General features: G+C 66.3%; 12 protein-coding genes. 9 read left to right on the forward strand and 3 right to left on the reverse strand.

Annotated elements, in window-relative coordinates:
- Window positions 1-520: 520 nt before the first annotated feature.
- Genes DI041_RS19375 through cysS form a run of 3 tightly spaced genes read right to left on the reverse strand, consistent with a single transcriptional unit; the run spans window position 521 to window position 3,650 of the window.
- On the reverse strand, window positions 521-1,768 hold the full coding sequence (locus DI041_RS19375) for an MFS transporter (RefSeq protein ID WP_046986154.1): 1,248 nt from the start codon (window positions 1,766-1,768) through the stop codon (window positions 521-523).
- Window positions 1,765-2,217 carry a SufE family protein gene (locus tag DI041_RS19380; protein ID WP_006378633.1) on the reverse strand — a complete coding sequence of 151 codons (453 nt, stop codon included), beginning with the start codon at window positions 2,215-2,217 and terminating at the stop codon, window positions 1,765-1,767. The genes DI041_RS19375 and DI041_RS19380 overlap by 4 nt, the downstream gene beginning before the upstream one ends.
- 56 nt (window positions 2,218-2,273) lie before the next feature.
- The gene (gene cysS / locus DI041_RS19385; protein ID WP_136639739.1) at window positions 2,274-3,650 is read right to left on the reverse strand and encodes a cysteine--tRNA ligase; all 1,377 of its coding nucleotides are present in this window, start codon (window positions 3,648-3,650) and stop codon (window positions 2,274-2,276) included.
- 188 nt (window positions 3,651-3,838) lie between these two features.
- Between cysS and DI041_RS19390 the strand changes: the two genes are divergently transcribed.
- From DI041_RS19390 to DI041_RS19430, 9 genes are all read left to right on the forward strand, one after another.
- Window positions 3,839-4,408, forward strand: a complete 570-nt coding sequence (locus DI041_RS19390) for a glycine zipper 2TM domain-containing protein (protein ID WP_046986152.1) — start codon at window positions 3,839-3,841, stop codon at window positions 4,406-4,408.
- A gap of 319 nt (window positions 4,409-4,727) precedes the next feature.
- On the forward strand, window positions 4,728-5,738 hold the full coding sequence (locus tag DI041_RS19395; RefSeq protein ID WP_005410369.1) for an N-acetylornithine carbamoyltransferase: 1,011 nt from the start codon (window positions 4,728-4,730) through the stop codon (window positions 5,736-5,738).
- A 67-nt stretch (window positions 5,739-5,805) separates the two neighbouring features.
- A complete protein-coding gene (locus DI041_RS19400; RefSeq protein WP_046986151.1) occupies window positions 5,806-6,999 on the forward strand; it encodes an argininosuccinate synthase in 1,194 nt (397 codons plus the stop codon).
- 125 nt (window positions 7,000-7,124) lie between these two features.
- Window positions 7,125-8,213 carry an acetylornithine deacetylase gene (locus DI041_RS19405; RefSeq protein ID WP_046986150.1) on the forward strand — a complete coding sequence of 363 codons (1,089 nt, stop codon included), beginning with the start codon at window positions 7,125-7,127 and terminating at the stop codon, window positions 8,211-8,213.
- Between the two features lie 75 nt (window positions 8,214-8,288).
- Window positions 8,289-9,617: an acetylglutamate kinase gene (locus DI041_RS19410; RefSeq protein WP_046986149.1), complete on the forward strand. Its 1,329-nt coding sequence runs from the start codon at window positions 8,289-8,291 to the stop codon at window positions 9,615-9,617.
- Window positions 9,618-9,622: 5 nt separating this feature from the next.
- Entirely contained in the window at window positions 9,623-10,222 is a 600-nt protein-coding gene (locus tag DI041_RS19415) for a GNAT family N-acetyltransferase (protein ID WP_046986148.1), read from the forward strand.
- A complete protein-coding gene (argC, locus tag DI041_RS19420; protein WP_046986147.1) occupies window positions 10,219-11,172 on the forward strand; it encodes an N-acetyl-gamma-glutamyl-phosphate reductase in 954 nt (317 codons plus the stop codon). The genes DI041_RS19415 and argC overlap by 4 nt, the downstream gene beginning before the upstream one ends.
- 20 nt (window positions 11,173-11,192) lie before the next feature.
- Window positions 11,193-12,488 carry an argininosuccinate lyase gene (gene argH, locus DI041_RS19425; protein WP_046986146.1) on the forward strand — a complete coding sequence of 432 codons (1,296 nt, stop codon included), beginning with the start codon at window positions 11,193-11,195 and terminating at the stop codon, window positions 12,486-12,488.
- Window positions 12,488-12,751: a YciI family protein gene (locus DI041_RS19430; protein ID WP_046986145.1), complete on the forward strand. Its 264-nt coding sequence runs from the start codon at window positions 12,488-12,490 to the stop codon at window positions 12,749-12,751. Before argH ends, DI041_RS19430 begins: the two co-directional genes overlap by 1 nt.
- The last annotated feature ends 3 nt before the right edge of the window (window positions 12,752-12,754 follow it).

The following is a 12,754-nucleotide window of genomic DNA, read 5'->3' on the forward strand; positions in this document are numbered from 1 at the left end:
GGTCCGGGCAGGACACGCTGCAAGTACATCCCTGTAAGCTCGGCCGCGGCATCCATGCCGCGGACGGTCCTGCCCGGACCCACCCGCAGGCTCTCGACGGTTTCCTGCGTGCGCGGTTGCTGTAAAGCCGAGCCCATGCCCGGCTCTGGCCGAAGCCGGAGGGAAAGGAAGAGCAAAAGCAAAAGCAAAAGCAAAAGCAGCCAAGCATGGCTTGGCTCTACCAGAAGCGGTCATGCGTGCGCTCGCGGCTGTTGGGTCCGCCTTGTAGCGCGCCAAGCACCGCAGGGGAATCAGGGGCGAAGAGGCGCGGGTGTCTGAGCGAAGCGAGTTCCGCGCCGTCCCCTGATTCGCCGAGGAGCACAGGGCACCGGCGCGCAGCGCCGGCTCGCGGATGGCGGCGCGTTTCTTTTGGTTACTTTTCTTTTCGCGCGAAAAGAAAAGTGACACCCCACCGCGGTCGCGGAAAGAGCCCGCCGGGCATGGCCCGGCGCTACGGGCGCGTGGGCGCGCGGAAATCCACTTATTGCAGGTCGCGAAGATTCAATTTCCGCAGCGTCGGGTTCTTCCACGCCGTGATCCCGGCCACACTCAGCACCGCGAAGCCGCCCAGCACTACCGCCGGTACCAGCCCCAGCAGTTTGGCCATCGTGCCGGCATAGAACGCGCCGAGCTCGTTGGAGGAACTGATGAAAATGCCGTTGATCGACGACACCCGTCCGCGCATCTCTTCCGGCGTGGCCAGCTGCAGGATGGTCGATCGAATCACCACCGAGACGCCGTCGAAGGCCCCGTAGAACAACAGGATCAGCGCCGACAGCCAGAAGTGCTGCGACAGCCCGAAGCTGATCACGCACAGGCCGAAGCCGGCCACCGCGAACAGCAGGACGCGGCCGGCATTGCGGTGCAGCGGGTGGCGCGCCAGCCACAGGCCGACACACACAGAACCCAGCGCCGGCATCGCGCGCAGGATGCCAAGGCCTTCCGGACCGTGGTGCAGGATCTCGTGCAGGAACGCCGGCAGCATCGCCACCACGCCACCCAGCAGCACCGAGAACATGTCCAGCGCCATCGCCCCGACCATGATCCGGTTGCCGACCACGAAGCGTGCACCTTCGGCGATGCTCTTGAAGATCGGCGCAGCCGGGCCGGAATGCACGGGCTCTTCCACCTTCAGCGTGGCCAGGCAGCCCATCGCGACTGCCGCGAACACGGTGGCCACCGCATAGGACAGGCCCTTGCCAGCGAAGCCGACCAGTACGCCACCCAGTGCCGGGCCGGCGATCATGCCCGCCTGGAACACCACCGCACCTAGGCCGGCGCCACGGGCGAACTGGTCACGGGCCAGTACGCGGGCGAACAGGGCGTTGTAGATCGGCGACAGGAAGGCACGCACCATGCCGGTCAGCGCAATGGCGGCGTAGATCGGCCACACACCGTCAACCGGCAGCCATCCCATCGCCACGCTGGTCAGCACCAGCGCGGTGGCAATCAGCCCGGAACAGGCGACCATGCCCAGCCGGCGGCGCGGCAGGTGGTCGACCAGGTAGCCGGCGAACGGCGCCACGCAGAAGAACGGCAACACCTCGGCCAGGCCGATCAGGCCCAGCGAGAATGGATTGCGGGTGACTTCGTAGATATGCCAGCCGACGGTGACCGCGACCACCTGGTAGGACAGCATTGCGAAGATGCGGTAGGCCAGCAGCCTGGCGAAGCCGGGTCGGGACAGCAGGCCCAGGGCGGTGTCTTCGGCTGTGGCAGGCTCGCTCACGAGGGCTCGCGCTGCAGCTGGGCCTGCGCGGTCTCGCGGATGAAGGCCAGCATCGCCGCCACGCCGTTGCTGCGGGTGGGCGACAGATGGCGGGCCAGGCCGATGTCCTGGATGTAGCTGGGCTCGGTGTCGAGGATCTCCTGCGCCGAGCGCCCGGAGTACACGCGCAGTGCCAGGAAGATCAGGCCGGAGACGATGGCCGAATCACTGATGGCGTGGAAGCGCAGCGACTGCGTGTTGCCTTCCGGCACGATCCAGACCATCGACTGGCAGCCGAGCAGGCGGTGCTCTTCGGTTTTCCATTCTTCCGGAAACACCGGCAGCTTGCGGCCGAGGTCGATCAGGTACTGGTAGCGCTCGGACCAGTCACCGAAGAAGCCGAATTCCTCGGCGATGGCGGCCTGGGCCTCGGCGGCGGTGGGTTCAAGCGGGAACGGGGAGTCGGTCACAGCGGTCTCTACAGTGGGGGCGTGGCCGGCGCACCGGCCACGGGGCAGGGCACAGGTCAGCCGCGCTTGCGCGACCAGCGCACGCCCTGCGGGGTGTCTTCCAGCACGATGCCTTCGGTGGCCAGCTGGTCGCGGATGGCATCGGAACGGGCGAAGTCGCGCGCCTGCTTGGCGGCGGCGCGCGCGTCGATCAGGCCCTGGATGCGGGCGTCGTCGCCATCATCGCCGGCGGCGGTGCCGAACCACTGCGCCGGGTCGGCCTGCAGCAGGCCCAGCGCCAGGCCGGCGCCGAGCAGTTCGCCCTTCAGGCGCGCTTGCTCGGCAGGGTCAGTTGCGCGACGCGCGTCGGCAGCGATGCGGGCCACTTCGGCCAGCGCCTGCGGGGTGTTCAGATCGTCGTCCAGCGTGGCCTCGATCGAAGCCGGGATCAGCGTGGTCGCCTCGATCGCGGCCAGCTCGCGCAGGGTGCCATACAGGCGGTCCAGGGTGCGCACCGACTGCTCGATCAGCGCGTCGGACCAGTCCAGCGGCTGCCGGTAATGGGCCGACAGCAGCGCCAGGCGCAGTGCTTCCGGCGGGTGCTGGCGTACCAGGTCATGCACGCGCTCGATGTTGCCCAGCGACTTGCTCATCTTGGCGCCGCCGAAGTTGAGCATGCCGTTGTGCAGCCAGAAGCGGGCGAAGATCCTGCCTCCGTGCGCGCATTCGCTCTGCGCCAGTTCGTTCTCGTGGTGCGGGAACTGCAGGTCGACGCCACCGGCATGGATGTCGATGGTCTCGCCCAGATGAGCGGCGGCCATTGCCGAGCATTCGATGTGCCAGCCCGGACGGCCACGGCCCCACGGCGATTCCCAGCCGGGCAGGTCGTCGCTGGACGGCTTCCACAGCACGAAATCACCCGGGTCGCGCTTGTACGGGGCAACATCGACGCGGGCACCGGCCAGCATTTCCTCCGGATCGCGGCGCGAGAGCTTGCCATAGCCCTCGAAGCTGCTGACCGCGAACAGCACGTGGCCCTCGGCCGGGTAAGCGTGGCCGCTGGCGATCAGCTGCCCGATCATGGTGATGATCTGCGGGATGTGCGCGGTCACTTCCGGCTCGATGTCCGGCGGTGCCACGCCCAGCGCGGCCATGTCTTCACGGTAGGCGGCGGCGAAACGGTCGGTGATGGTGCTGATCGGCACCCCCTGTTCGCGCGCGGCGTTGTTGATCTTGTCGTCCACGTCGGTGATGTTGCGCGCGTAGCGCAGGCCGCCGAAGCGCCGCCGCAGCAGGTCGGCCAATACCCCGAACACCACCGGGCCACGGGCGTTGCCGATGTGCACGTAGTTGTAGACCGTCGGGCCGCACACATACAGGGTCGGACAGGCCGGGTCGAGCGGGGTGAACGGTTCGAGCTGGCGAGTCAGGTTGTTGTGCAGGCGCAGGGTCATGGGGCTGTGTCTGGGGGACAAGCCTGTGATTTTAGAACGTGTCGGGGCGCTTTGGGGCGACGCGCTGCCACCGGTGGACCTGAAGCCCACCCATGGTGGGGTGGGCAGGAGCGGCGCGGACGGGTAATGTTCAGCCCCTTGCGGTCACCACTGCCTACACTATTGCCGTGTCCCTGCACTCCTCGCCAATGAAAACCACCGCGTTGCTGACCCTGGCCTGCCTGTCGGCGCTGCCTGCCGTGGTCCTGGCCCAGGAGGCCGAGCCCCGCAACCGGGTGGTGATCGTAGAGAACGTGAAATTCGACTACGCCCAGGTACTGAACGTCGAGCCGGTGTTCCAGACCCTGCGCGCGACCCGCACCGAGGAGCATTGCGAGCCGATCTCGACCCGCACCCTGGCCCCGGTCAACGTCACCGGTGAGGAGCCGGTCGAGGACAAGGGCCGGATCAGCCGCTTCTGGGACTCGGTGCGCTCGATGTTCAAGCGCAGCGATGAAGAGGGGGCCGAGGAGACCGCCGCCGAGACGCCCGCGCCGGCCCCGGCGCCGGCCAACAACGGGCCGATGCTGACCCGTGACTGCCGCATCGTGCCGGTCGGGCGTGAATTCCGCCGGCCCATCGCCTATGACGTGGACTACGTCTACAAGGGCACCAAGTACCGCTCGCGGCTGCCGGAAGACCCCGGCAACCGGCTCAAGGTCCGGGTCTCGATCACCCCATGGGTCGGTCCCGAACAGAACACTGCCAGCAATCCCTGATTCCGCGACCCACGCCCCTTGCGCCGGTCCCGGCCGCATGCAAAGATGCCCGGCCATGAAGCTCACCGACTTCCAGCACGACAGCAGCGCAGCCCGACAGGCGTCGGGCATGACCTCGCGTGCGCGTCGACCGGAACCCCACATCCTCGCTGGGTAACCGGAGCTTTTTGCTGTTCGTCCGAAAAAAACCCAGCCCACCGGCTGGGTTTTTTCGTTTCCGCGTCATGAAAGCTGCAACTGCAACCTTTTCGTACCACCTTTGGTTCCTGGTTTCCCTTCCACCGCGTCGACCTTCGGCGCCGCCACGCAAGGAAAGATGATGTCCCCCAAGCACTTCCTGAACACCCAGGACTGGAGCCGCAGCGATCTCGACGCGCTGCTGACCCAGGCCGCGCTGTTCAAGCGCAACAAGCTCGGCGACCAGCTCAAGGGCAAGTCGATCGCGCTGGTGTTCTTCAACCCGTCCATGCGCACCCGCACCAGCTTCGAACTGGGCGCGTTCCAGCTCGGCGCCCACGCGGTGGTGCTGCAGCCGGGCAAGGATGCGTGGCCGATCGAGTTCAACCTCGGCACGGTGATGGACGGTGATACCGAAGAGCACATCGCCGAAGTGGCCAAGGTGCTGGGCCGTTACTGCGACATCATCGCCGTGCGTGCGTTCCCCAAGTTCATCGACTGGGCCTACGACCGCCAGGACATCGTCCTCAACAGCTTCGCAAAGTATTCGCCGGTGCCGGTCATCAACATGGAGACCATCACCCACCCGTGCCAGGAGCTGGCCCACGTGATGGCCCTGCAGGAGCACTTCGGTACCCAGGACCTGCGCGGCAAGAAGTACGTGCTGACCTGGACCTACCACCCCAAGCCGCTGAACACCGCGGTGGCGAACTCGGCGCTGACCATCGCCACCCGCATGGGCATGGACGTGACCCTGCTGTGCCCGACCGCCGACTACATCCTCGACGACCGCTACATGGGCTGGGCCGAGCAGAACGTGGCCGAGAGCGGCGGTTCTCTGAAGATCAGCCATGACATCGACAGCGCCTACGCCGGTGCCGACGTGGTCTACGCCAAGAGCTGGGGCGCGCTGCCGTTCTTCGGCAACTGGGAACCGGAAAAGCCGATCCGCGACCAGTTCAAGCACTTCATCGTGGACGAGCGGAAGATGGCGCTGACCAACAACGGTGTGTTCAGCCACTGCCTGCCGTTGCGCCGCAACGTCAAGGCCACCGATGCGGTGATGGATTCGCCGCAGTGCATCGCCATCAACGAAGCCGAGAACCGACTGCACGTGCAGAAGGCGATCATGGCGGCCGTTGCCGGGCGCTGATTCCCAAGCATTGAAACAATCCGCCGGGCATGGCCCGGCGCTACCCACCTGATTGGACATTACCCCCATGAGCAACAAAGACGTCGTTCTCGCCTTCTCCGGCGGCCTGGATACCAGCTTCTGCGTGCCGTATCTGCAGGAGCGCGGCTACAACGTGCACACCGTGTTCGCCGATACCGGCGGCGTGGATGATGAAGAGCGCGATTTCATCGAGAAGCGCGCCGCCGAGCTGGGCGTGGCCAGTCACCAGACCGTCAACGGTGGCCCGGCCATCTGGGAAGGCTTCGTCAAGCCGTTCGTGTGGGCCGGCGAAGGCTACCAGGGCCAGTACCCGCTGCTGGTGTCCGACCGCTACCTGATCGTCGATGCCGCGCTGAAGCGTGCCGCCGAACTAGGCACCAACATCATCGCCCACGGCTGCACCGGCATGGGCAACGACCAGGTCCGTTTCGACCTGGCCGTGAAGGCCCTGGGTGACTACCAGATCATCGCGCCGATCCGCGAGATCCAGAAGGAACACACCCAGACCCGCGCCTACGAGCAGAAGTACCTGGAAGAGCGCGGCTTCGGCGTGCGCGCCAAGCAGCAGGCTTACACCATCAACGAGAACCTGCTGGGCCTGACCATGTCCGGCGGCGAGATCGACCGTTGGGAAGCCCCGGGCGAGGGCGCCCGTGGCTGGTGCGCACCGCGCAGCGAGTGGCCGGAACAGGCGTTGACCGTGACCCTGAAGTTCGTCGAGGGCGAAGCCGTCGAACTGAACGGCAAGGCGCTGGCGGGTGACCAGATCCTGGCCCAGCTCAACAAGCTGTTCGCCCCGTACGGCGTTGGCCGTGGCGTGTACACCGGCGACACCGTGATCGGCCTGAAGGGCCGCATCGTGTTCGAGGCCCCGGGCCTGGTTTCGCTGCTGGCCGCACACCGCGCGCTGGAAGATGCGGTGCTGACCAAGCAGCAGAACCGCTTCAAGCCGGACGTGGCGCGCAAATGGGTGGAGCTGGTGTACGAAGGCTTCTACCACGACCCGCTGAAGACCGACATCGAAGCCTTCCTGAAGTCCTCGCAGGCCAAGGTCAACGGCGAAGTGGTGCTGGAAACCCGTGGTGGCCGCGTCGATGCGGTAGCGGTGAAGTCGCCGCACCTGCTCAACACCAAGGGCGCCACCTATGCGCAGTCGGCCGACTGGGGCGTGGAGGAAGCCGAAGGTTTCATCAAGCTGTTCGGCATGAGCTCGACGCTATACGCGCAAGTCAATCGCTGAGCGATTGAATTGCATGCGCGTCTCCCGCGCATTCCACCTAATCCCCGCGCCGTTGGCGCGCCCCCTTGAGCATCAAGGGGGCTCTCCTCCAGCCGGTACACGTTGTACTGAAGGATCTTTGATTCATGCTTGAACAGACGATCTCGCATCTGCAGGCCCTGGTGTCCTTCGACACCCGCAACCCGCCGCGTGCGATCACCACCGGTGGCATCTTCGATTACCTGCGTGCGAACCTGCCCGGGTTCAACGTCGAGGTGATCGACCATGGCGCCGGTGCGGTCAGCCTGTATGCGGTGCGCGGTACGCCGAAGTACCTGTTCAACGTGCACCTGGATACCGTGCCGGACTCGCCGCACTGGAGTGCCGACCCGCACGTGATGCGCCGCCTGGACGACCGCGTGGTCGGCCTCGGCGTGTGTGACATCAAGGGCGCCGCCGCCGCACTGGTGGCCGCGGCCAATGCCAGCGACGGAGACGCTGCATTCCTGTTCTCCAGCGACGAGGAAGCCAACGATCCGCGCTGCATCGCCGCGTTTCTGGCCCGTGGCATTCCGTATGAAGCAGTGCTGGTGGCCGAGCCGACCATGAGCGAAGCCGTACTGGCGCACCGGGGCATCAGCTCGGTGCTGATGCAGTTCGCCGGTCGCGCCGGGCATGCCTCGGGCAAGCAGGATGCGGCCGCCAGCGCACTGCATCAGGCCATGCGCTGGGGCAACCGTGCGCTGGACCATGTGGAATCGCTGGCCTCGGCGCGCTTCGGCGGCCTCACCGGCCTGCGTTTCAACATCGGCCGCGTCGAGGGCGGGATCAAGGCCAACATGATTGCCCCGGCCGCCGAAGTGCGGTTCGGCTTCCGCCCGCTGCCGTCGATGGACATTGATGGCTTGCTGGCGACCTTTGCCGGTTTCGCCGAACCGGAAGCGGCACTGTTCACCGAAACCTTCCGTGGTCCCAGCCTGCCGGCCGGTGACATCGCCGAAGCCGAGAACCGCCGCCTGTTGGCGCGCGACGTGGCCGACGCACTGGAGCTGCCGATCGGCAACGCGGTGGACTTCTGGACCGAAGCCTCGCTGTTCTCGGCCGGTGGCTACACCACGCTGGTGTTCGGCCCGGGTGACATCGCCCAGGCCCATACCGCCGATGAGTTCGTAACGCTGGACCAGCTGCAGCGCTACACCGACGCCGTGCACCGCATCATTGCTGCCGGCGCCTGATCGACCCCACAACGCCGCCGTGCTCCGGCACGGTGGAACTGCAACGCGGCGACCGCCGCCTGTGACGAAACCGAAATGTCTCCTGCCCTCCAGCCCCACCGCCAGACCCGCCAGACCATCGTGCGCCTGCTTTCCAGCATGGCCAGCGCGAAGGAGATCAGCCAGTACCTCAAGCGCTTCTCGCAGCTGGATGCCAAGCGCTTCGCCGTGGTCAAGGTCGGCGGTGCCGTCCTGCGCGACGACCTTGACGCGCTGACCTCGTCGCTGTCGTTCCTGCAGGAAGTCGGCCTGACCCCGATCGTGCTGCACGGCGCCGGCCCGCAGCTGGATGCCGAGCTGTCCGCAGCCGGCATTGAGAAACAGACCGTCAACGGACTGCGCGTGACCTCGCCGGAAGCGCTGGCGATCGTGCGCCGGGTGTTCCAGCAGTCCAACCTGCGTCTGGTCGAAGCACTGCAGCAGAACGGTGCGCGTGCGACCTCGATCACCGGTGGCGTGTTCGAAGCCGAGTATCTGGACGTGGACACCTACGGCCTGGTTGGCGAGGTGAAGAAGGTCAACCTGGCGCCGATCGAGGCCAGCCTGCGCGCTGGCTCGATTCCGGTCATCACCAGCCTGGGTGAGACCGCCGGCGGGCAGATCCTCAACGTCAACGCCGATTTCGCTGCCAACGAGCTGGTGCAGGAGCTGCAGCCGTACAAGATCATCTTCCTGACCGGCACCGGCGGCCTGCTGGACGAGCAGGGCAGCGTGATCGATTCGATCAACCTGTCCACCGAGTACGACCATCTGATCGCGCAGCCGTGGATCCACGGTGGCATGAAGGTGAAGATCGAACAGATCAAGGATCTGCTCGACCGCCTGCCGCTGGAATCGTCGGTGTCGATCACCCGCCCGGCCGACCTGGCCAAGGAGCTGTTCACTCACAAGGGCTCGGGCACGCTGGTGCGCAAGGGTGAGAAGGTGCTGCGCGCCACCGCGTGGGAGCAGCTGGACCTGCCGCGCCTGAAGCAGCTGATCGAATCGAGCTTCGGCCGTACCCTTGTGCCGGACTACTTCCAGAAGACCACGCTGCTGCGCGCCTACGTCAGCGAGAACTACCGCACGGCGGTGATCCTTACTGACGAGGCCGAGGGCGTGTACCTGGACAAGTTCGCGGTGCTTGATGATGCACAGGGTGAAGGCCTGGGTCGCGCGGTCTGGAACGTGATGCGCGAGGAGACGCCGCAGCTGTTCTGGCGTTCGCGCAACGGCAACCCGATCAACCATTTCTACTACGCCGAATCCGATGGCTGCTACAAGCAGGGCCATTGGAAGGTGTTCTGGTACGGTGCTGATGGCATCGACCGTATCAGGACCTATGTCGACCATTGCGGCGTTCGTGCACCGAGCCTGGAGGGCTGAGCACGATGAACCATGCTGATTGGACCAAGGTCCCTAGCCTGGCGGGCACCCATGCGCGGCTGGAGCCGCTGCAGATGGGGCATATCGATGGCCTGCGCGGCGCGCTCGGCGATGGGGCGCTGTCCAGGCTCTGGTACACCCAGGTGCCCGATGCGAAGACCATGACCGGCTATGTGCAGGCCGCGCTGCAGGCGCAGGCCGAAGGCAAGGTGCTGCCGTTCGTGGTGTTCGATGCCAACGACCAGATTGTCGGCACCACCCGCTACTACGATCTGCAAGCGGACGTGCCGCGCCTGAGCATCGGTTACACCTGGTATGGCGAGTCTGCGCAGCGCACCGGGGTCAATACCGAGACCAAGCTGATGCTGCTGAGCCATGCGTTCGAGCGGCTGGAATGCCTGAGCGTGGTATTCGAGACCAGCTGGTTCAACTTTGCCTCGCGTACCGCGATCGCGCGCCTGGGTGCCAAGCAGGATGGCGTGCTGCGCAACCACAAGCGGCATGCCGATGGTACGCCGCGCGACACCGTCATCTTCTCCATCATCGATGCGGAATGGCAGGGCGTGAAACGCCATCTGCAGTACCGCCTGGACAGCCACGCATGAACGATTCGACTTTCACCCTGGGCATTGTCGGTGCCCGTGGCCATACCGGCGCCGAGCTGATCAAGCTGGTGGCTGCGCACCCGCAGCTGCAGCTGGCGTTCGTGTCCTCGCGCGAACGCGCGGGCCAGCGCCTGGCTGACCATCATCCCGAGTTCCGGGGCGAACTGCAGTACGAGAACCTGGATGCCGACGCGGTGGCCGCCAAGGGGGTGGACGCGGTGATCCTGGCCCTGCCCAACGGCCTGGCCGCACCGTTCGTGGCCGCGCTGGACGCGGCGAAGCCGGACACCGTCATCGTCGATCTGTCGGCCGACTACCGCTTCGACAATGCGTGGTACTACGGCCTCCCGGAGCTGACCCGCGGTCGCTACAACGGCCAGAAGCACATCAGCAATCCGGGCTGCTATGCCACCGCGATGCAGCTGGCTATCCACCCGCTGCTGGACCTGCTGGCCGGCCCGCCGCAGTGTTTCGGTGTGTCCGGTTACTCCGGTGCCGGCACCACGCCGTCGGACAAGAACAATGTCGAGCTGCTGGCCGACAACCTGATGCCATATGCACTGACCAACCATGTGCATGAGCGCGAGGTGTCGGTGCAGATGGGCGTGGCGGTCGAGTTCATGCCGCACGTGGCCCCGCATTTCCGTGGCATCACCCTGACTGCCAACCTGTGGCTGAACCGCGTGCAGACCCGCGATCAGATCGTCGAGCGCTTCCAGCAGGCCTATGCTGGCGAACCGCTGATCGAGGTCGTGGATGAGGCGCCGTGGGTCAGCCGCATCGCTGGTCGCCACGGTGCCCAGGTCGGTGGCTTCACCCTGGCCCCGGGCGGCAAGCGGGTGGTGGTGGTGGCGACCCTGGACAACCTGCTCAAGGGTGCGGCTAGCCAGGCCATGCAGAACCTCAATCTCGCGCTGGGCATCGACGAACTGACGTCGATCCCGCACTGAACACGCCTTCCGGAGCCCCCATGGCAGACCTTCTTTGGCAGAAGCCCGGCGTCGCCGTCGACGCCCAGATCCAGACCTTCCTCGCCGGTGACGACGTCATCCTCGACCGCGAGTTCTTCCTGCACGACATCGCGGCCAGCGCCGCGCACGCACAGGGCCTGCAGCACATCGGCATCCTCAGCGCCGATGAGCTGGCTGGCCTGCTGCGCGAGCTCGACGTGCTGGCGCAGGACTTCCGCGAAGGCCGTTTCGTGCTGGATACGCAGTATGAAGATGGCCATTCGGCGATCGAGGCACGGTTGACCGAGCGCCTTGGCGATGCTGGCCGCAAGATCCACACCGGACGCAGCCGCAACGACCAGATCCTGGTCGCCACCCGCCTGTGGCTGAAGGAGAAGCTGCAGCGCGTCGCTCAGCTCAGTGCCGAGGTGGCCAAAGTCGCGCTGGATCGTGCACACGCGGAAAAGGACCTGCCGATTCCCGGTTACACCCACATCCAGCGCGCCGTGGTGTCCTCGGCCGGCATGTGGTGGGGCGGTTGGGCCGAGGCCTTCATCGACAACGCCGTGCGTGCCCGCGATACCCATGCACTGGTCGATGCCAATCCGCTTGGCACCGCCGCCGGTTACGGCGTGAACCTGCCGCTGGATCGCGAGCACACCACCGCCGCGCTCGGCTTTGCGCGCATGCAGATTTCGCCGATCTACGCGCAGCTGTCGCGTGGAAAGTTCGAACTGGCTGCACTGGAAGCGCTGGGCGGTGCCACCCTGGACCTGCGCCGCATTGCCTGGGACCTGTCGCTGTTCACCAGCGCCGAATTCGGTTTCGTCGCGTTGCCGGCGCAGTACACCACCGGCAGTTCGATCATGCCCAACAAGCGCAATCCGGACGTGATCGAGCTGATGCGGGCGACCCATGCCAGCGTCGCCGCTGCCCGTACCGAAATCGAGCAGCTGCTGTCGCTGCCGTCGGGCTACCACCGCGACCTGCAGTCGTCCAAGGGCGCCATCTTCCACGGCTTCGGGCGCGGCCTCGCCGCGCTGGAACTGCTGCCGGCGCTGCTGGCCAACCTGGAGTGGCGCGATGACAGGCTGCGCGCGGCGATCGATTCGGGCATGTATGCCACCGACGTTGCGGTGGAAGCCGCGGTGGCGGGCGTGCCGTTCCGCGAGGCCTACAAGGCTGCTGCGGCCGGTGCGGACAGTGCAGGGCAGGGACGTACCCCGGAAGGCAGCCTGGCCGCGCGCGTATCGCCGGGTTCGGCAGCCGACCTGCGCCTGGACGAACTGAGTGCGCGCTGGCAGGCGCTGTCCTGATGGCCGCTACCGTGTACCTGGTGCTGGCCATGCGCCGGCCCGACTTCAACGCCGCAGCGGTGCAGCCGCATCTGGACTTCCTCGACGCGTTGCGTGCGCAGGGCAGGCTGCAGCTGACCGGCGGTTTCGCCGACGGCAGCGGCGGCGCCTATGTGCTGTGCAACGTGGAGAACCTGGCGCAGGCGCAGGCCATCGTCGCCACCGACCCGCTGGTGACGATGCGGGCCTCCGACCTGACCGTGCACGAATGGAATACCCGCTGAGGC

Source organism: Stenotrophomonas maltophilia, from assembly GCF_004920835.1.
GTDB lineage: Bacteria > Pseudomonadota > Gammaproteobacteria > Xanthomonadales > Xanthomonadaceae > Stenotrophomonas > Stenotrophomonas maltophilia_AQ.

What these genes read in the sequence shown, in the direction of transcription:
- cysS (WP_136639739.1), bottom strand. Translation starts at nt 3,650, where the DNA reads ATGACCCTGCGCCTGCACAACAACCTGACTCGCCAGCTCGAACCGTTC.
- DI041_RS19390 (WP_046986152.1), top strand. Translation starts at nt 3,839, where the DNA reads ATGAAAACCACCGCGTTGCTGACCCTGGCCTGCCTGTCGGCGCTGCCT.
- DI041_RS19395 (WP_005410369.1), top strand. Translation starts at nt 4,728, where the DNA reads ATGTCCCCCAAGCACTTCCTGAACACCCAGGACTGGAGCCGCAGCGAT.
- DI041_RS19400 (WP_046986151.1), top strand. Translation starts at nt 5,806, where the DNA reads ATGAGCAACAAAGACGTCGTTCTCGCCTTCTCCGGCGGCCTGGATACC.
- DI041_RS19405 (WP_046986150.1), top strand. Translation starts at nt 7,125, where the DNA reads ATGCTTGAACAGACGATCTCGCATCTGCAGGCCCTGGTGTCCTTCGAC.
- DI041_RS19410 (WP_046986149.1), top strand. Translation starts at nt 8,289, where the DNA reads ATGTCTCCTGCCCTCCAGCCCCACCGCCAGACCCGCCAGACCATCGTG.
- DI041_RS19415 (WP_046986148.1), top strand. Translation starts at nt 9,623, where the DNA reads ATGAACCATGCTGATTGGACCAAGGTCCCTAGCCTGGCGGGCACCCAT.
- argC (WP_046986147.1), top strand. Translation starts at nt 10,219, where the DNA reads ATGAACGATTCGACTTTCACCCTGGGCATTGTCGGTGCCCGTGGCCAT.
- argH (WP_046986146.1), top strand. Translation starts at nt 11,193, where the DNA reads ATGGCAGACCTTCTTTGGCAGAAGCCCGGCGTCGCCGTCGACGCCCAG.
- DI041_RS19430 (WP_046986145.1), top strand. Translation starts at nt 12,488, where the DNA reads ATGGCCGCTACCGTGTACCTGGTGCTGGCCATGCGCCGGCCCGACTTC.